An 18555-nucleotide genomic window follows, 5' to 3' on the forward strand; every position below is an offset into this window, starting at 1 on the left:
TGGCAGTCTCGGGCGCGGCGGGCCCGGGCATTTCCTGCGCCCGGGGCCCAAAGTTCAGCGGGCCGGACGCGGCGGGACTGGCGCGGGGCACGGCCCGCGCCGGGCCATGCTACATCGGATCAAGCGCGCGGGCATCCTGGGGATGCCAGCCGATCCGGATGCGCGTGCCCCCGGACAGGCGCGTCTGGCCCAGCGTGTTGCGCATCTTCATCACGAAATCGTCCGACCCCGCCACGCGCAGCCGCGCGCGCAGGATGTCGCCCATATAAATCACCTCCAGCACCTCGGCGTCGATCGTATGGGCGCCGGGGGGCATCATCTCGGGCTTGAATTCCACCCGTTCGGGGCGGATCGAGACCAGCGTCTGCTGGCCGCGCGCCTGGATGTTCACGGGCGTCGCATCGATCAGTTCGCCATTGGCCAGCCGCACCAGGGCGCGGCCTTCGTGGATTTCCTCGATCGTGCCGGGCAGCTTGTTGTTTTCGCCGATGAACTGGGCGACGAAGCTGTTCTGGGGGCGTTCGTAAAGCTCATCTGGGGGGGCAAGCTGCTGGATGCGGCCGTCGTTGAACACCGCCACACGGTCGGACATGGTCAGCGCCTCGCCCTGGTCGTGGGTGACGTAAACCACCGTGATTCCAAGGCTTTCGTGCAGGCGCTTGATTTCGAACTGCATGTGTTCGCGCAGCTGCTTGTCCAGCGCGCCCAGCGGTTCATCCATCAGGACCAGCGCCGGATCGAAGACCAGCGCGCGGGCCAGCGCGATGCGCTGCTGCTGGCCGCCCGACAGCTGCGCGGGACGGCGGTTGGCAAAGGCCCCCATCTGCACCATGTCCAGCGCGCGGGCGATCTTGGCCTCGCGCTCGGATCGGCCCATGCCGCGCACTTCCAGCGGGAAGGACAGGTTTTCCCCCACCGTCATGTGCGGAAACAGCGCGTAATTCTGAAACACCATGCCAATGCCGCGCTTGTGCGGCGGGACCATGTTGATGTTGCGCCCGTCCAGCCGGATTTCGCCGTTGGTCGCGGTTTCAAACCCCGCAAGCATCATCAGGCAGGTCGTCTTGCCCGAGCCCGACGGGCCCAGCATGGTCAGGAACTCTCCCTTGCCGATCGACAGGTTCAGGTCTTTGACGACCAGAGTCTCACCATCGTAACTTTTCTGCACTCGATCAAAAACGACGAAACCATCGTCGGTGGCTGCGGTGGTCAAATGCGGGCTCCCTGTTTGTTCTTGTGATCCTGTTTCCCGTAGCGCCGACTAAAACGGAAGCAGATGCGCATTTCAACCCGTCACACATCCGGGGCCGGGACGCGGGCGGGCACGGGGGGCTTTCGGCGCCGCAAATGGCCCGGATGCGGCAACCTGCGCGCGGGCCGCGACCAAGGGCCGGCCCATCCGAAGCGCGAGTTCGGTCGGCGGGCTGGCGCCGGGGGGATGCGAATCGGCGAATCGTGGCGGGGCCCCTGCCCCCGGCGATGGCAAAGCCACGCGCCGAACCGATCGACGCGGCGCCGTGACCGTCAGACTGTCAGGAAAATGGTGCGGTCGAGAAGACTCGAACTTCCACGGGAGTTACCCCACAGCGACCTCAACGCTGCGCGTCTACCAATTCCGCCACGACCGCACGTCAGGGCTTGGTGGCGGCGTATTAGCCGAGCGGTCCGGCGTTGAAAAGGGAATTTTCGCGCCACCCCCGAAAATCTTGGCCCGCATATCCCGCCCCCCTTCCCGGCCGCCCCGGGCGCAATCAGGCTTGAGCCACGGGCCCCGTTCGCCTAAGCCGGATCTGACCCGATCAGGAGGCGCGCATGGTCGAATGGATCCACTCGGACCGGTTGGTGCCCTATGCAGAGGCGCTGGCCTTCATGGAAGACCGGGCCGCGGCCATCGCGCGCGGTCAGGCCCCCGAGGCGGTGTGGCTGCTGGAACATCCGCCGCTTTATACCGCGGGCACCTCGGCCCGGGCGCAGGATCTGACCGATCCCGACCGCTTTCCGGTGTATCAGGCCGGGCGCGGCGGGCAATATACCTATCACGGACCCGGTCAGCGGGTGGCCTATGTGATGCTGGATCTGAACCGGCGCGGGCGCGATGTGCGCGCCTTTGTGTGCAAGCTGGAACAATGGGTCATCGACACGCTGGCGGAATTCAACGTGCGGGGCGAACGGCGCGGGGGCCGGGTCGGCGTCTGGGTGGTGCGGCCCGACAAGGCGCCCGGCCCCGATGGCACCCCGTGCGAAGACAAGATCGCCGCGATCGGCGTCAAGCTGCGCCGCTGGGTCAGCTTTCACGGCATCTCGATCAATGTCGAACCCGACCTGAGCCATTTTCAGGGCATCGTGCCCTGCGGCATCCGCGACCATGGCGTGACCAGTTTGGTGGACCTGGGCCTGCCTGTCAGCATGGCCGATCTGGACGTGGCGCTGCAGCGGCAGTTCACGGCGATCTTTGGCGATGAGGCAGGGCAAGCCGGGGCGCAAGCGGGGGGCGCGACAGCCTGTCCTATGGAATAAGCCGCGCCGACGCCCTACCTGCCCGGCGTGAACCCCGGCCCGCTTGTGACGGCCGCAGTCCAGAGTGAAGGATCGCCCATGAAGACCCGCGTTATCATCCGCCTCGCCGCCACCCTTGGCGCGCTTGCCCTTGTCACCCCCGCCGCCGCCCAGGATGTCGCCGCGGGCGAAAAGGAATTCGCCAAATGCAAGGCCTGCCACGCGATCGTGGCCGATGACGGCACCGAAATCGTCAAGGGCGGCAAGGTCGGCCCGAACCTGTATGGCGTCGTGGGCCGCAAGGTCGGCGGGCTGGAAGGCTTCAAATACAAGGAATCGATCATCGCCGTGGGCGAATCCGGTCTGGTCTGGGATGAGGCCGAACTGGCCGCCTACATGACCGATCCCAAGGCCTGGCTGGTCGAAAAGACCGGCGATGCCGCGGCCAAGACCGGCATGACCTTCAAGCAGAAGTCGAAACAGGCCGATCTGGCGGCTTATCTGGCCTCGGTCGTGAACTGATCGGCAAGGGATCGGCGCCGGATCGGCGCCGCGAATCCCCCCGCGCGGCGCCCGCACCGGCGCCGCGCCGCATTTCGGCGCCTATTTTTGCACCATTTCCACGCTCGATCATTGCCGATCGCGAAATTGCGTTCTAGAAGAATTCCATGCAAGCCCGGGGCGGGAGACCCGCGGGCCACGCGCGAAATGGGAGATCAGCATGGCGGACGCAGCCGTTCACAGCCATGGTGAACATGACACGCGCGGGTTCTTTACCCGCTGGTTCATGTCCACCAATCACAAAGACATCGGGGTTCTTTATCTGTTCACCGCGGGCCTTGTTGGCCTGATTTCGGTGATTTTCACCGTTTACATGCGGATGGAACTGATGGAACCGGGCGTGCAGTACATGTGCGCCGAAGGGGCCCGGTTCATCGCCGACGCCTCGGCAGAATGCACGCCCAACGGGCATCTGTGGAACGTGATGATCACCTATCACGGCGTCCTGATGATGTTCTTCGTGGTGATTCCCGCGCTGTTCGGCGGTTTCGGCAACTATTTCATGCCGCTGCAGATCGGCGCGCCGGACATGGCCTTCCCGCGGATGAACAACCTGTCCTACTGGCTTTATGTCGCGGGCACGGCGCTGGGCGTGGCCTCGCTGCTGGCGCCGGGTGGCAACGGGCAGCTGGGCTCGGGCGTGGGCTGGGTGCTTTACCCGCCGCTGTCGACCAATGAAGGCGGGATCTCGATGGATCTGGCGATCTTCGCCGTCCACGTCTCGGGCGCCAGCTCGATCCTGGGCGCGATCAACATGATCACCACCTTCCTGAACATGCGCGCCCCGGGCATGACCCTGCACAAGGTGCCGCTGTTCGGCTGGTCGATCTTCGTCACCTCGTGGCTGATCCTGCTGTCGCTGCCGGTTCTGGCGGGCGCGATCACCATGCTGCTGATGGACCGCAACTTCGGAACGACCTTCTTCGATCCGGCCGGTGGCGGTGACCCGATCCTGTATCAGCACATCCTGTGGTTCTTTGGCCACCCCGAAGTCTACATCATCATCCTGCCGGGCTTTGGCATCATCTCCCACGTCATTGCCACCTTCTCGCGCAAGCCGGTCTTCGGTTATCTGCCGATGGTCTATGCGATGGTGGCGATCGGGGTGCTGGGCTTCGTCGTCTGGGCGCACCACATGTACACGGTGGGCATGTCGCTGACGCAGCAGTCCTACTTCATGCTGGCCACGATGGTCATCGCGGTGCCCACGGGCGTGAAGGTGTTCAGCTGGATCGCGACGATGTGGGGCGGCTCGATCGAGTTCAAGACGCCGATGCTTTGGGCCTTCGGCTTCCTGTTCCTGTTCACCATCGGCGGCGTGACCGGCGTGGTGTTGTCGCAGGCGCCGCTGGACCGGGTCTATCACGACACCTACTATGTCGTGGCGCACTTCCACTATGTGATGTCGCTGGGCGCGGTCTTTGCGATCTTTGCCGGCATCTATTACTGGATGGGCAAGATGTCGGGCCGGCAATATCCGGAATGGGCGGGCAAGCTGCACTTCTGGGCGATGTTCATCGGTGCGAACCTGACCTTCTTCCCGCAGCACTTCCTGGGCCGTCAGGGCATGCCGCGCCGCTACATCGACTACCCCGAGGCGTTTGCCACCTGGAACTACATCTCGTCGATCGGCGCGTTCATCTCGTTCGCCTCGTTCCTGTTCTTCATCGGCATCGTGGCCTACACCCTGCTGGCAGGTCGCCGCGTGACCGAGGCGAACTACTGGAACGAATATGCCGATACGCTGGAATGGACCCTGCCCTCGCCGCCGCCCGAACATACGTTCGAGCAGCTGCCCAAGCGCGAGGACTGGGACAAATCCCACGCGCACTGAGGCGGGCAGATGCCTTATGAATGGGTGACACACCCCGACACGGCCCCGGAGATTTCCGGGGCCGTTTGCGCATCGGGCCGCCTGGATGGTCCGCCGCTGGCTGAATTGCACGCCTGGCCCTACAGGTCGTTGCCGCGCAAGGGATTCGTGGTCTTCATCGGGGTGACGGCGGGGCTTTTGGCGCTGCCGCTGCTGGCGGTGCTGGGCTCGGTCATCCTGTGGGCGCTGCTGCCCTTCCTGATGATCGCGGTGGCGGCGGTCTGGTGGGCGCTGGCGTATAGCTATCGCACCGGCGAGGTGCTGGAGGAAATGCGGATCTGGTCGGACCGGGTCGAGCTGATCCGCCACGACCCCAAGGCCCCCGCGCGCCACTGGCAGGCCAATCCCTATTGGGTCAGCCCCGAGATCCACGCCAAGGGCGGCCCGGTCGAGCAATATCTGACGCTGAAGGGCGGCCCGCGGGTGGTGGAGCTGGGCGCCTTCCTGACGCCTGCGGAACGGCTGCAGCTGCGGCGCGAACTGGCCGCGGCGCTGGCCTGCGCGCGCAAGGCGGTGGCAACGCCCTGACGCCCCCTGCCCCAAGACACAAACGCAAAACGCCCGCGGCCTACCGCGGGCGTTACCCTTCACCTGCTCAGCGACCTAGCCCAGACGCGATTTCACCATGGGCCCCACGGCGCCGAAATCCATCTGCCCGGTGTATTTCACCTTCAGCTCGGCCATGACCCGGCCCATATCGCGGATCGAGCTGGCCCCCAGCGCCTTGATCGCCTGATCGACGGCGGCCGTAACCTCATCCGGGGACAGCTGGCGGGGCAGGAATTCCTCGATCACCTTGATCTCGGCCAGTTCCTTTTCCGCCAGTTCCAGCCGCCCGCCCTCTTCATAGGCACGCGCGCTTTCCTGGCGCTGCTTGACCATTTTTCCCATGATCGCAAGGATTTCCCCATCCCCCACGGTGCCGCCATCGCCTTCGCCGCGCAGCGCGATTTCACGGTCCTTGATGGCGGCATTGATCAGGCGCAGGGTCGACAGCCGATCCTGTTCCTTCGATTTCATCGCATCCTTGAGCGCCTGGGCGATCCGGTCGCGCATGTCCATGTTTTCATCCCCGTGTGGTTGAAGGTCGACAGAATAGCCAAAATGCGCGCCGGGCACAACCGCGCCAAGCCATTGATTTTCCACGATAACATGAATAACCTTACCCCCTTGACCCCAGCCGCCGCCCCCCGTAGGTTCCAGCAGATTTTGCCCCGGGGAGTCGCACCATGGCTGCACAACACCAGACATCGGAAAAACCCACCGCGCTGATTGCGCTTGCGGACGGGCAACTGTTCTATGGCCGCGGCTTCGGCGCCACCGGCGAAACGGTGGCCGAGCTGGTGTTCAACACCGCGATGACCGGCTATCAGGAAATCATGACCGACCCGTCCTATGCCGGTCAGGTCGTGACCTTCACCTTCCCCCATATCGGCAATGTCGGCGTCACCCCCGAGGATGACGAAACCGCCGAACCCGTCGCCGCCGGCATGGTGGTGAAATGGGACCCGACCGAACCGTCGAACTGGCGCGCCACCGGCGATCTGGTGCAGTGGCTGGAAAAGCGCGGCCGCATCGGCATCGGCGGCGTCGATACCCGCCGCCTGACCCGCGCGATCCGCCAGCAGGGCGCGCCGCATGTGGCGATCGCGCACAACCCCGATGGGGTGTTCGACATCGAGGCGCTGGTCAAGAAGGCCCGCGACTGGAAGGGCCTTGTCGGCCTCGATCTGGCGAAAGAGGTGTCCTGCACCCAGTCCTACAAATGGGACGAAATGCGCTGGGCCTGGCCCGAGGGGTATAGCCGCCGCGAAGGCCCGGGCCTGCGGGTCGTGGCGATCGATTATGGCGCCAAGCGCAACATCCTGCGCTGCCTGGCCAGTGCGGGCTGCGAGGTGACGGTTCTGCCCGCCACCGCCACCGCCGAGGACGTGCTGGCGCTGAACCCCGAAGGGGTGTTCCTGTCCAATGGCCCCGGGGATCCCGCGGCCACCGGCACCTATGCCGTGCCGATGATTAAAGGGGTGCTGGCGCGTGACCTGCCGGTCTTCGGCATTTGCCTGGGCCATCAGATGCTGGCGCTGGCGCTGGGCGCGCACACGATCAAGATGAACCACGGCCATCACGGCGCGAACCATCCGGTGAAGGATCTGACCACCGGCAAGGTGGAAATCACCAGCATGAACCACGGCTTCACCGTGGACAGCCAGACCCTGCCCGACGGCGTCAAGGAAACCCATGTCAGCCTGTTTGACGGCTCGAACTGCGGCATTGCTGTCGAAGGCAAGCCGGTGTTTTCCGTGCAGCACCACCCCGAGGCCAGCCCCGGGCCGCAGGACAGCTATTACCTGTTCGAACGCTTTGCCGCGGCGATGCAGGCCCGCCGCGCGGGATAAGCGGCGCGCAACGGCGGGGCGCCACGAAAATGCCCCGCCTTTGCCGCAACTTACCGGGACTTTTTAAGGTGTCGGCAACACCTTGTTAACGTTCTGTTAACCTTATGACCCCAACTTTCGGATGACTGACTATCCGAAGGGTTATTATGTCCGCCGCAGCGCTTGCCCGCATCCTGCCCTTCCCGAAGGCGCAGCCGCCAGAGCCCGAACCCGCCGCCCGCCCGGCAACCGGGCGTGTACCGCTGGGCCAGATCCTGCTGGACATGGGCGCGATCACGCCGGGCAACCTTCTCAAGGCGCTGGCGCTGCGCAACCGGCAAGAGGTGCGGCTGGGCGACATCCTGCTGGCGCATGGCTGGGTGTCCGAGACCGATCTGATGGCGGCGCTGGCGCGGCAATGGGGGGCAGCGGTCGTCGATCTGCTGGCCGAACGCCCCGATCCGCGGCTGATCGACGGCATCGGTGCAGAAACCTGCCTGCGCCATGCCATGGTGCCGTGGCGGCGGATCGGCGCCACCACCGTCATCGCCACCGCCCGCCCCGAGGATTTTGCCGCCCTGCGCGCCGCCCTGCCCCCCGCCTTCGCCCCCTATGCGATGGTGCTGGCGCCGGAACGCGACGTGCATGCCAGCCTGATCGCCCAGCGCCAGACCGCGATGATCCGGCGCGCCGAAACCCGCGTGGCGCCGCAGGAAAGCTGCCGCACCCGCGATGCGGCGCGGGCCTCGCGGCTGGCGCTGGGGGCGATGGCGGCGGTGACGCTGGGGCTGTTTGCCGCCCCCGTCGCGGTCTTCACGCTGGTCTTTGCCTGGGCGGTGCTGCTGCTGGTGCTGGGGACCGGGCTGAAGGCGCTGGCCTTCGCGGCCGAGGTTCGCGGCCAGGCCCGCGCGCGACGCACGCCCCCCGCGCCACCTGCGCCGATGGGGCGGCTGCCGATCATCTCGGTCATGGTGCCGCTGTTTCATGAACGCGACATTGCCGCGCGGCTGGTCAAGCGGCTGGGGGCGCTGACCTACCCGCGCGAGCTGCTGGATATCCTGCTGGTGGTCGAGGAAGACGACGCCACCACCCGCGAGGCGCTGGCGCAGGCCGATCTGCCGCGCTGGATGCGTGTCGTGTCGGTGCCGCGCGGGCCGATCAAGACCAAGCCCCGCGCGCTGAACTATGCGCTGAACTATTGCCGGGGCAGCATCATCGGCGTCTATGATGCCGAGGATGCGCCCGATCCCGACCAGCTGCACATCGTCGCGCGCCGCTTTGCCGAAACCGGCCCCGAGGTGGCCTGCCTGCAAGGTATTCTGGATTACTACAACCCCCGCACCAACTGGCTGGCGCGGTGTTTCACCATCGAATATGCGGCCTGGTTCCGCGCGATGCTGCCGGGGCTGGCGCGGCTGGGTCTGGTGGTGCCGCTGGGGGGCACGACGCTGTTCTTCCGCCGCGACGCACTAGAGGCGCTTGGCGGCTGGGATGCGCATAACGTCACCGAGGATGCCGATCTGGGCATCCGCCTGGTGCGCCACGGCTATCGCACCGAACTGATCCCCACCGTCACCGGCGAAGAGGCGAACTGCCGCGCGTTGCCCTGGGTCAAGCAGCGGTCGCGCTGGTTGAAAGGCTATGCAATGACCTGGGGGGTGCATATGCGCGACCCGGTGCGGCTGTGGCGCGATCTGGGGGCCTGGCGCTTCTTCGGCTTTCAGGTGCAGTTTCTGGGCGGGCTGTCGCAATACCTGCTGTCGCCGATTCTGTGGAGCTTCTGGGCCATTCCGCTGGGCCTGTGGCACCCGCTGCAGGCGGTGCTGAGCCAGGGCCAGCTGATCGCGCTCAGCCTGTGTTTCATTGCCGCCGAGGCGGTGAACATCACCGTGGGCCTGTGGGCGGTGCGGGGGCGCGCGCACCGGCATCTGATCGCCTGGGTGCCGACGCTGCATTTCTATTTCCCGCTGGGCGCGCTGGCCGGGTGGAAGGCGATCTATGAGGTGGTGGTGGCGCCCTTCTACTGGGACAAGACCTGCCACGGCGTCTTTGACGCAACGCCCCATCCCGTGGCCACGGCCAGCGCGCTGGTGCCCGCGATTGCCGCCGCCGCCGCCCCGCCGCCAGCCGCCGCCCGCATCGCACGTGCGCCGCTGATCGACTAGCACCGGGCCCGGTCAGGCCCGCGCCGCGGCGTCACGGCCCGCATCGCGCGGGGACTTCACCCCCCCGGCATCCAGCTTCAGCCGGGTTTCGAACGCCTTTGAAATATGCGCCCGCAGCGCCGCCTGCGCCCCCGCGCCATCGCCCGCCGCGATCGCATCGACAATCGCCTGATGTTCGGCCAGCGCGGTTTCCCCGCGCCCCTCGGCCGCAAGCGAGGTCGTCGCCAGAAGCGCCATCGACCGATGCACAAGGTCCAGCTGCTGCACCAGATAGCGGTTGTGCGAGGCCAGGTGCAGCTGATGGTGAAAGCGGCGGTTGGCGCGGCTTAGCGCCTCGGGGTCGGACATATAGGTGCGGTCCTCGGCGACCATGTCGTTGAGAACCTTGACCTCTTCGGGCGTGGCATGTTTCGCCGCCAGCCTTGCGGCCAGCGCCTCCAGTTCAGCCCGCACCACGTAAAGCTCGGCCAGCTGGTTGTGATCAAGCGAGGCCACGATCAGGCTGCGCCCGTCGCGCGCCAGCATCGATTGTGTCTCAAGGCGCTGCAGGGCCTCGCGCACGGGGGTGCGCGACACGCCGAACCGCTCGGCCAGTTCCGATTCCACAAGCCGGTCGCCAGGGCGGTAGACGCCATTGTCGATCGCTTCGAGAATCAGGGTATAGGCGTCTTTCTGCATCGTCTTGCCTTCGATCAGGGCCGGGGCCCAGACCCTAAGCGGGGAACGGCTGTCCTGACAAGGGCTTGGCGCGACGGGCGGGCGCGCAAACCGCCCCGATTGCGCCCGCCCCCGATTGCACCCACACCGATCCGCCGCTAGGGTGGCGCCATGCCTGCCGCGCGCTTTTCACATGTCACCGACTGGGTCTTTGACCTGGACAACACGCTTTACCCGCCCGAGGCGCGGCTGTTCGATCAGATCGAAATCCGCATGACCGCCTTTGTGATGCAGGCCCTTGGCGTCGACCGCCCCGAGGCCGACCGCCTGCGCCAGCATTACTGGCACAGCTATGGCACAACGCTGGCGGGGTTGATGCAGGAACATGGCGTCGATCCCGGCCCCTATCTGCATCAGGTGCATGACATCACGCTGGACCATCTGGCCCCCGATCCGGCGCTGCGCGCGGGCATTGCCGCGCTGCCCGGGCGCAAGATCGTCTATACCAACGGCTCGGCGCCCTATGCCGAACGGGTGCTGGCGGCGCGCGGTCTGTCGGGGCTGTTCGACGGGGTCTATGGGGTGGAACACGCGGGCTTTCGGCCCAAGCCCGACCGCGCGGCCTTTGAAACCGTCTTTGCCCGCGCCGGGATCACCCCCGACCGCGCCGCGATGTTTGAAGATGACCCCCGCAATCTGGCCGCGCCCCATGCGATGGGGATGCGCACCGTGCATGTGGCCCCCGCCCCCCGGCCCGCGCCGCATATCGAACACCACACCCCCGATCTTGCCGCTTTCCTGGCCCGCCTGCGACCCTGACCCCTGCGACACCCTGCCGCAGTGCGACAATTCATCCGGTTCCCTTGCACGCCCCGGCACCCTAGATCGCCAGTTCGCGAACAGGACCAACCGCAAGGAACCGCACAATGACCACCACCCTCGAAACCGCCGCCCAGGGCGGCGCGCACCCCACCCACGACCGCGCGCGCGAACGCAATGCCACGATCTCGATCGCCTTTTTCCTGATCGCCGTGGTCATCGCCACCGCGATCGCCACCCTGGCCTTCGGGCTGGCGGGGCTGACGATCTCGGCCGTGATCGGGGCCTGGGCAATCCTGGGCTTTCTGGTGGTGATGACCGCAGGAAGCTGACGCGCCCGCCGCCACGCATTGCACCTTGGCCGCAAGACGCTAGATTATGCGCCAAACGGAGGGTGCCATGACCGGACAAGCCACGCGCGAACAGACCGACATCGTGATTTCGGGCGGCGGGGTGGCGGGGCTGACCGCCGCCGCCGCCTTTGGCGCGGCCGGGTTTCGCGTGATCTGCGTCGATCCCGCCCCCCCTGTGACCGAGGAAACCGCGGCGGGTGCCGATCTGCGCACCACCGCCTTTCTGCAACCCTCACGCGCGGTGCTGGAGGCTGCGGGCCTGTGGGCGCGCCTGGCGCCCCATGCGGCACCGCTGCGCGTCATGCGCATCATCGATGCAGGCGGCGAACGCCCCGAGGCCCGGCTGACCCGCGATTTCAACGCCGATGAGCTGTCCGATGACCCCTTTGGCTGGAACCTGCCCAACTGGCTGTTGCGGCGCGAAATGGTGGCGCGGCTGGCCGAATTGCCCCAGGTCAGCTTTCGCCCCGGGCTGGCGACCGCGGGCGTTCTGACCCGCGACACCGGGGCCGAGGTGACGTTGTCGGACGGCAGCCACATCACCGCGCGGCTTCTGATCGCCGCCGATGGCCGCCATTCGCCGGTGCGTCAGGCGCTGGGAATTCCGGTGCATACGACGCGCTACGGCCAGAAGGCGCTGGCCTTCGCCGTGACCCACCCGATCCCGCATGACAATATCTCGACCGAGATCCACCGTTCGGGCGGGCCCTTCACCTTCGTGCCCCTGCCCGACCGGGACGGGGTGCCGTCGTCCTCGGTGGTGTGGATGGAACGCGGGCCCGAGGCCGAACGTCTGGCCGCCCTGCCCGTCGAGGCGTTCGAAGCGGCGATGTTCGAACGATCGACCGGCCTGCTGGGACCGCTGAAACTGGTGACACACCGGTCGGTCTGGCCGATGATGAGCCAGATCGCCAGCCGCTTTCACGGCCAGCGCAGCGCCCTGATCGCCGAGGCGGCGCATGTGATCCCGCCCATCGGTGCGCAGGGGCTGAACATGTCGCTGGCCGATCTGGCCTGCTTGCTGGATCTGGCCGCGCACGACCCCGCGGGCCTTGGATCGCCCGCGATGCTGGCCGCCTACAACCGCCGCCGCTGGCCCGAGGTGAAGGCGCGGGTGACGGGTATCGACCTGCTGAACCGCGCCTCGATGGTGCAGGCGCGGCCGCTGCGCGATCTGCGGGCCGGGGTTCTGGGGGCGCTTTACGCGCTGGCACCCGTGCGCCGGGGCATGATGCGCGCCGGTCTTGGCATGCGCTGAGGTTTCCGGGCAATTCGATGCGAATTCCTTACCCGGCTTAGCCATTTGTTAAGGGCGATGCGGCACTTTGACCCTGACCGCCGATGCAACAGGAGCCGCGCCATGCACCTTAAACCCCTTGCCGACGAACTGGCCGACATCCGGGCCGAAATTGCGCGGCTGAAGCGGCGCGAGGCGGAATTGCGCGCGGCCTACCTGACCCAGCCCGATCTGCCCAAGGTCGGGCGGCGGATGAAGGTCGAACTGGTCACCCAGCGCAGCACCATCTTTGATCCGCGGCTGTTGCCCGCCGAAATCCGCAACAACCCGGCCTATCAGCGCGAAAAGGTCACCCGGACGCTGCGCACCGTCGCGCTGGACCGGGCTGACACCGCCCTGCCCGCCGTTGACACCCGCGGCCTGCGAACGCGCAGCCTGTTCCGGGAATTGCTGCTGCAGTGACCCCGCATCAACCCAGCGGGCCGGGGCGGCGTTCTTCGGACAACAGCACATTCGCCTCAACCTGGCCTACCCCGGGCAACGTCATGATCCGGCGGCGCAGCACGCGTTCGAAATCGGCAATGTCGCGGGCGGTGACGCGCAAACGATAATCGAACAGGCCCAGAACGTGCTGCACCACCTGAACCTCGGGGATGGCGGTGGCCGCGCGCTCAAAATCCTCAAGGCTGACGCGGCCCTTGGTCGCCAGCTTGATCCCCAGAAACACCGTCACGCCAAAGCCCAGCGCCGCCGGATCGATCACCACCCGCCGCCCGCGCAGCACACCCGCCTCTTGCAAACGCCGGATGCGCCGCCAGGCCGCCGGCTGCGACAGCCCCAGCCGACGCCCCACCGCCCCCGCGCTTTGCCCCGCATCCTGCACCAGCGCGCGCAGGATCGCCCGGTCCAGATCATCCAGCGCAATCACAGCGGCAGCTCCGCGCTGTTCTTGATCGTGGAAATCAGCATCAAGGCATCCGTATCGGCGATATGCGGCAGCGTCAGGATGCGGGCGCGATAGATATCCTGATAATGCGCCATATCGCGCGCGATGACGTTCAGGCGCACATCGGTCTGGCCCAGAAAGGTCTGAATCTCCAGCACCTCGGGCACCTTGCGCGCAGCCTCCAGAAACTCGTCAAAGGCGCGGGGGTTGGTCTTGTCCAGTGTGAACCGCAACGACACCTCGACCTCCCAGCCCAGCGCGCGCCAGTCGATCACCGCCTCCTCGCCGCGCAGAACGCCGCCCACGCGCAGCCGCTCCAACCGTCGCCAGCAGGTCGCCGCCGTCACGCCCGCGCGCAGGGCCAGTTCGGCCGTCGGCAGATCCGGCTCGGCCAGCAGCTGACGCAGGATGCGCCGGTCCGTATCATCAATCTGCATGACTATTTCACCAAAAACCAATCTGACGAATAGTTATTATCCCAGAAACGTCCAAAAAGCAAACTTTGCACAGCCATTCCCGGATATTCCGCTATCCTGCCCCCATCAACAACCGGAGAACCGCCGATGCGCGTTTATTACGATCGCGATTGCGATGTGAACCTGATCAAGGACAAGAAAGTGGCCATCCTGGGCTACGGCAGCCAGGGCCACGCCCATGCGCTGAACCTGCGCGATTCGGGGGCCAAGAACCTCGTGGTCGCGCTGCGCGAAGGCAGCCCCTCGGCCAAGAAAGCCGAAGCCGAAGGCCTGAAGGTCATGGGCATCGCCGAAGCCGCCGCCTGGTGTGACGTGATCATGTTCACCATGCCCGACGAACTGCAGGCCGAAACCTACAAGAAATACGTCCACGACAACCTGCGCGAAGGCTCGGCGATCGCGTTCGCCCACGGCCTGAACGTGCATTTCGGCCTGATCGAGCCCAAGCCCGGCGTCGACGTCATCATGATGGCCCCCAAGGGCCCCGGCCACACCGTGCGCGGCGAATACACCAAGGGCGGCGGCGTGCCCTGCCTGGTGGCCGTGCATCAGGACGCGACCGGCAAGGCGATGGAAATCGGCCTGTCCTACTGCTCGGCCATCGGCGGCGGGCGTTCGGGCATCATTGAAACCAACTTCCGCCAGGAATGCGAAACCGACCTGTTCGGCGAACAGGCCGTGCTTTGCGGCGGTCTGGTCGAGCTGATCCGCATGGGCTTTGAAACCCTGGTCGAGGCCGGCTACGAGCCGGAAATGGCCTATTTCGAATGCCTGCACGAGGTGAAGCTGATCGTGGACCTGATCTACGAAGGCGGCATCGCGAACATGAACTACTCGATCTCGAACACCGCCGAATATGGCGAATATGTCAGCGGCCCGCGCATCCTCCCCTATGAGGAAACCAAGCGCCGCATGAAGGAAGTCCTCACCGACATCCAGACCGGCAAGTTCGTGCGCGACTTCATGCAGGAAAACGCCGTGGGTCAGCCCTTCTTCAAGGCCACCCGCCGCATCAATGACGAACACCAGATCGAACAGGTCGGTGAAAAGCTGCGCGCCATGATGCCCTGGATCTCGAAGGGCAAGATGGTCGACAAGGCGCGCAACTGATCGCGCCTCAGACAACCGAAGGGCGCCCCGCCGGGCGCCCTTTTCCTTTCGGCTTTCATCTTGCCCGAAATACCTTCCGGGGGTCCGGGGGTGGAAAACCCCCGGCGGCGGCCACGCGCCCCCCCCCTCAGGCCACGGTCGCGACGGCCTCGACAATCTCATCGACGGTGCGCGCCAGCAGCGCGGCATCCTCGGCCTCGGCCATGACGCGGATCAGGGGTTCGGTCCCCGATTTGCGGATCAGCACGCGCCCCTGCCCGGCCAGCCGTGCCTCGGCCGCGGCAATCACCTTGCGCACGCGGTCATCGGCCAAGGGCTCGCGCCCCGCCGCATAGCGCACGTTTTTCAGCATCTGCGGCACCGTATCGAACTGGGCCACCAGCTCGGACGCCTTTGCCCCGGTTTCCACCATCGCCGCCAGGAATTGCAGCCCCGCGATCAGCCCGTCGCCGGTGGTGGCGTAATCGGTCATCACGATATGGCCCGATTGCTCGCCGCCCAGGTTGAAGCCCCCCGCGCGCATCCGTTCCACCACATAGCGGTCGCCGACCGCCGTGCGTTCCAGCCGCAAGCCCCGCGCCTGCAGGAACCGTTCAAGCCCCAGGTTCGACATCACCGTTGCCACTAGCGCCCCGCCGCGCAGCCGCCCCTCGGCGGCCCAGCGGGCGGCAAACAGCGCCATGATCTGATCGCCATCCGCCACCCGGCCGGTTTCGTCGATGATCATCACCCGGTCGGCATCGCCATCCAGGCTGATGCCCAGATCCGCGCCATGCGCCACCACCGCCGCCGCCGCCGTATCGGTATGGGTTGATCCGCAGTTGTCGTTGATGTTGAAGCCATTGGGCGCGACCCCCAGGGGGATCACCTCGGCGCCCAGTTCCCACAGCACCTCGGGGGCGGCGCGATAGGCCGCGCCATTGGCGCAATCGACCACGACCTTCAGCCCCGACAGCTGCCCCCGCCCCGGGAAGGTGGTCTTGGTATATTCGACATAGCGGCCCCGCCCGTCGTCGATCCGCTTGGCACGGCCAATGTTCTGCGGCTGGGCGGGGGTGATTTCGGCGGCGACAATCGCCTCGATCTCGGCCTCGGCCTCATCCGACAGCTTGAACCCGTCGGGGCCGAAGAACTTGATGCCATTATCCTCGGCCGGGTTATGGCTGGCCGAGATCATGATGCCGATATCCGCCCGCATCGACCGCGTCAGAAACCCCACCGCCGGCGTCGGCACCGGGCCCAGCAGCAGCACGTTCATCCCCGTCGAGGTCAGCCCCGCCGTCAGCGCGTTTTCCAGCATGTAGCCCGACAGCCGCGTATCCTTGCCGATCACCACGCGGTGCCCGTTGCGCCCGTCGCGCCGGAAATAGCGCCCCGCCGCCGCACCAAGGCGCAGGGCCATCTCGGCGGTCATCGGCCAGCTGTTGGCGCGCCCGCGCACCCCGTCGGTTCCGAAAAGCTTTCTGCTCATGCCCCATATCCTTCGATGACAGCGCGCCAAAGGGCCAGGCCCTGCGCGATCTCGGCCACATCATGCACGCGGTGGATCTGCACCCCCTGCGCCAGCCCGATCTGCGTCAGCGCCAGCGTGCCCGGCAGGCGCGCATCGGCGGCCTCGGCCCCGCCGATGGTGCCGATGAAGCGCTTGCGCGACAGCCCCAGCAGCACCACACAGCCCAGCCCATGAAACAGCGACAACCCCCGGACCAGCGCCAGATTGTGCTGCACCGTCTTGCCAAAGCCGATACCGGGGTCGACCACGATCCGCGCGCGGTCAATGCCCGCCGCCTCGGCCACCGCGATGCGATCCGCCAGATGGTCATAGACGTCCAGCAACACATCGTCATAGTGCGGATCGTTCTGCATCACCTCGGGCGTGCCCTGGGTATGCATCAGGCAGACCGGCGCGCCGGTTTCGGCCAGAAGGCCCGCCATCAACGGGTCATAGCCCATCGCGGCCACGTCATTGACCAGATCGGCCCCCGCCGCCAGCGCCGCGCGCGCCACATCGGCCTTGCGCGTGTCGATCGACACCGGCGCCCGGTGGCCCGCCTCGCGCAGCGCGGCGATCACCGGGGCGGTGCGGGCGATTTCATCGGCCACCGGCACGGTCGCGGCCCCCGGGCGCGTCGATTCCCCGCCGATATCCAGAATATCCGCCCCCGCCGCCAGCAGCGCGCGCGCCTGCGCCAGCGCCGCCCCGGGGCGGTCAAAGCGTCCGCCGTCGGAAAAGCTGTCAGGGGTCACGTTCAAAATCCCCATGATCCGGGGCACGGTAAAATCCAGTCCCGCCAGGGCCGCGCGCGGCCCGCTCAGGCGTTGGGCGACATCGGCGGGCAGGTCGGCGGCGGCGATGATGCCACGCGCGCCGTCACGGGCCAGCACCTCGACCCGGTCGAACCAGCACCAGCCCCCCGCAAGCGGCAACGCCCCGGCGGGGCGCGCGGCATCGGTCATCGCGATCGGTCGGTAATACAGCCTGCTCATGCCCCGCTTTCACCCGATCAGGCGCGGCTTGGCAAGCCGTCCAGCGGCACCGGCCGCAGCGGCACGCGGCTTCCTGCCGGGGCTGAAACATCGCCGTGAAGTTCCAGCCGCGTCGCCGCCAGCGTCTCGGCCAGCCACAGCGCCAGCGCCACCGCATTATGGGCGGGCGCCTTCGGCCCATCGACCGCATCCAGCACGATCTTGGACGGCGCCCAGACGATCATCTGACCGTGCTTCATCGCCCAGTCGATTTCCGTCCGCGTTGCCACCACCACACAGCGCGGGTCGCGCGCGGCCAGAACCCAGGCGTTCTGTTCGATCGCCAGCAGGTCAATCCGGCGCTGGGTCGGGCGGTGGCCGGTCTGCGGCGCCGGGCTGTCGGGCAGCCCCACCGTCAGGATCACCGGCAGCCCCGCCGCCTGCAACGCATCCAGCCGCGCCGGCAGGTCCGGCGCCGCGATCGCGGCATTGGACAGGTAAACCACCAGCGGATGCAACGCCTGCGCGCTGCCATCGGCGGCCAGCGCCTGCACCGGCACGCCCGCGCGCGACCGCACGATTTCCACCCCCAGCGCGCCGGGCCCGCGATCCAGCTTTTCGATGCGCACGAACACCCGCATCACCTGCGGTTCGGCCAGCACCCGTTCGGCCACCCGTTCGGCCAGCGTTTCCAGCAGGTTCAGCCGTTCCGCCGCCAGTTCCGCCGCAATCGCCTCGGTGATGCGGTCGTAGGACAGGATGCGGTCCACATCATCTTCCAGCGGCGCGGGGTGGGGGCGCACCTCGGCCACCACGTTGAAGCGCAGCCGCTGGCTGTGGCCGCGTTCCTGTTGAAACGCGCCGATATCGGCCTCGACCACATGATCGCGCAGGCTGATCCGGTCGCGTGGGTCGGCCCCGGCTGACGCCTCGGCGCGTTCCTCGGGATGGGCGAAGGCAAGGGTGATGTCGCTGGTCATGGGGCTTCCGCTTTCAGTCGGCGGATCATAGGCAAAGGGCG

19 protein-coding genes and 1 tRNA gene are annotated in these 18555 nt (G+C 66.8%); 11 read left to right on the plus strand and 9 right to left on the minus strand.

The genetic code is table 11. From position 1 onward, the window contains the following. Positions 1-109 precede the first annotated feature (109 nt). Both MXB90_RS08595 and MXB90_RS08600 read right to left on the minus strand, forming a co-directional pair. A complete protein-coding gene (locus tag MXB90_RS08595; protein WP_250043635.1) occupies positions 110-1213 on the minus strand; it encodes an ABC transporter ATP-binding protein in 1104 nt (367 codons plus the stop codon). Positions 1214-1541: 328 nt separating this feature from the next. Further along, positions 1542-1628, minus strand: a tRNA-Leu gene (locus tag MXB90_RS08600). Positions 1629-1812: 184 nt separating this feature from the next. Between MXB90_RS08600 and lipB the strand changes: the two genes are divergently transcribed. The 4 genes from lipB to MXB90_RS08620 all read left to right on the plus strand — a co-directional run bounded on the left by lipB (position 1813) and on the right by MXB90_RS08620 (position 5458). Beyond that, entirely contained in the window at positions 1813-2517 is a 705-nt protein-coding gene (lipB, locus tag MXB90_RS08605; protein ID WP_250043636.1) for a lipoyl(octanoyl) transferase LipB, read from the plus strand. 78 nt (positions 2518-2595) lie between these two features. Continuing rightward, positions 2596-3018 carry a c-type cytochrome gene (locus MXB90_RS08610; RefSeq protein WP_250043637.1) on the plus strand — a complete coding sequence of 141 codons (423 nt, stop codon included), beginning with the start codon at positions 2596-2598 and terminating at the stop codon, positions 3016-3018. 199 nt (positions 3019-3217) lie between these two features. Next, on the plus strand, positions 3218-4891 hold the full coding sequence (gene ctaD / locus MXB90_RS08615) for a cytochrome c oxidase subunit I (RefSeq protein WP_250043638.1): 1674 nt from the start codon (positions 3218-3220) through the stop codon (positions 4889-4891). A gap of 9 nt (positions 4892-4900) precedes the next feature. Further along, positions 4901-5458, plus strand: a complete 558-nt coding sequence (locus MXB90_RS08620; RefSeq protein ID WP_250043640.1) for a DUF2244 domain-containing protein — start codon at positions 4901-4903, stop codon at positions 5456-5458. 75 nt (positions 5459-5533) lie between these two features. Here the strand turns inward: MXB90_RS08620 and MXB90_RS08625 are convergent, their stop codons facing one another. After that, entirely contained in the window at positions 5534-5992 is a 459-nt protein-coding gene (locus MXB90_RS08625; protein WP_250043642.1) for a GatB/YqeY domain-containing protein, read from the minus strand. Positions 5993-6159: 167 nt separating this feature from the next. On the opposite strand from MXB90_RS08625, the gene carA reads away from it, so the two are divergent. Continuing rightward, positions 6160-7326 carry a glutamine-hydrolyzing carbamoyl-phosphate synthase small subunit gene (gene carA, locus MXB90_RS08630; protein ID WP_250043644.1) on the plus strand — a complete coding sequence of 389 codons (1167 nt, stop codon included), beginning with the start codon at positions 6160-6162 and terminating at the stop codon, positions 7324-7326. 146 nt (positions 7327-7472) lie between these two features. Beyond that, positions 7473-9470, plus strand: a complete 1998-nt coding sequence (locus MXB90_RS08635; protein WP_250043647.1) for a glycosyltransferase — start codon at positions 7473-7475, stop codon at positions 9468-9470. A gap of 12 nt (positions 9471-9482) precedes the next feature. Here MXB90_RS08635 and MXB90_RS08640 read toward each other — a convergent pair whose 3' ends face one another. Continuing rightward, the gene (locus tag MXB90_RS08640) at positions 9483-10148 is read right to left on the minus strand and encodes a GntR family transcriptional regulator (protein ID WP_250043649.1); all 666 of its coding nucleotides are present in this window, start codon (positions 10146-10148) and stop codon (positions 9483-9485) included. A gap of 150 nt (positions 10149-10298) precedes the next feature. On the opposite strand from MXB90_RS08640, the gene MXB90_RS08645 reads away from it, so the two are divergent. The 4 genes from MXB90_RS08645 to MXB90_RS08660 all read left to right on the plus strand — a co-directional run bounded on the left by MXB90_RS08645 (position 10299) and on the right by MXB90_RS08660 (position 12998). Further along, complete coding sequence (locus MXB90_RS08645) at positions 10299-10946, plus strand: pyrimidine 5'-nucleotidase (protein WP_250043651.1); 648 nt, start codon at positions 10299-10301, stop codon at positions 10944-10946. A 107-nt stretch (positions 10947-11053) separates the two neighbouring features. Next, complete coding sequence (locus tag MXB90_RS08650; RefSeq protein ID WP_250043653.1) at positions 11054-11278, plus strand: hypothetical protein; 225 nt, start codon at positions 11054-11056, stop codon at positions 11276-11278. 67 nt (positions 11279-11345) lie between these two features. Then, positions 11346-12557, plus strand: coding sequence for a UbiH/UbiF family hydroxylase (locus MXB90_RS08655; RefSeq protein WP_250043655.1), 1212 nt, complete (start codon positions 11346-11348; stop codon positions 12555-12557). 102 nt (positions 12558-12659) lie between these two features. Beyond that, entirely contained in the window at positions 12660-12998 is a 339-nt protein-coding gene (locus MXB90_RS08660; protein ID WP_250043656.1) for a hypothetical protein, read from the plus strand. Positions 12999-13005: 7 nt separating this feature from the next. Here MXB90_RS08660 and MXB90_RS08665 read toward each other — a convergent pair whose 3' ends face one another. Together MXB90_RS08665 and MXB90_RS08670 are read right to left on the minus strand one after the other, a co-directional pair. Next, positions 13006-13464: an Lrp/AsnC family transcriptional regulator gene (locus MXB90_RS08665; RefSeq protein ID WP_250043658.1), complete on the minus strand. Its 459-nt coding sequence runs from the start codon at positions 13462-13464 to the stop codon at positions 13006-13008. Next, complete coding sequence (locus MXB90_RS08670; RefSeq protein ID WP_250043661.1) at positions 13461-13919, minus strand: Lrp/AsnC family transcriptional regulator; 459 nt, start codon at positions 13917-13919, stop codon at positions 13461-13463. Before MXB90_RS08670 ends, MXB90_RS08665 begins: the two co-directional genes overlap by 4 nt. Positions 13920-14045: 126 nt before the next feature. On the opposite strand from MXB90_RS08670, the gene ilvC reads away from it, so the two are divergent. After that, complete coding sequence (gene ilvC / locus MXB90_RS08675) at positions 14046-15068, plus strand: ketol-acid reductoisomerase (RefSeq protein WP_250043663.1); 1023 nt, start codon at positions 14046-14048, stop codon at positions 15066-15068. A gap of 127 nt (positions 15069-15195) precedes the next feature. Here the strand turns inward: ilvC and glmM are convergent, their stop codons facing one another. From glmM to MXB90_RS08690, 3 genes are read right to left on the minus strand one after another with little or no spacing between them, the layout of a single operon-like run. Next, on the minus strand, positions 15196-16539 hold the full coding sequence (glmM, locus tag MXB90_RS08680; RefSeq protein ID WP_250043665.1) for a phosphoglucosamine mutase: 1344 nt from the start codon (positions 16537-16539) through the stop codon (positions 15196-15198). Then, a complete protein-coding gene (gene folP / locus MXB90_RS08685) occupies positions 16536-17555 on the minus strand; it encodes a dihydropteroate synthase (protein WP_250043671.1) in 1020 nt (339 codons plus the stop codon). The genes glmM and folP overlap by 4 nt, the downstream gene beginning before the upstream one ends. Positions 17556-17572: 17 nt before the next feature. Then, positions 17573-18514 (minus strand): dihydroneopterin aldolase, encoded by a 942-nt coding sequence (locus tag MXB90_RS08690; protein ID WP_250043672.1) that lies wholly within the window; start codon positions 18512-18514, stop codon positions 17573-17575. Positions 18515-18555 lie beyond the last annotated feature (41 nt).

Source organism: Phaeovulum molybdatiresistens (genome assembly GCF_023544865.1).
GTDB lineage: Bacteria > Pseudomonadota > Alphaproteobacteria > Rhodobacterales > Rhodobacteraceae > Pontitalea.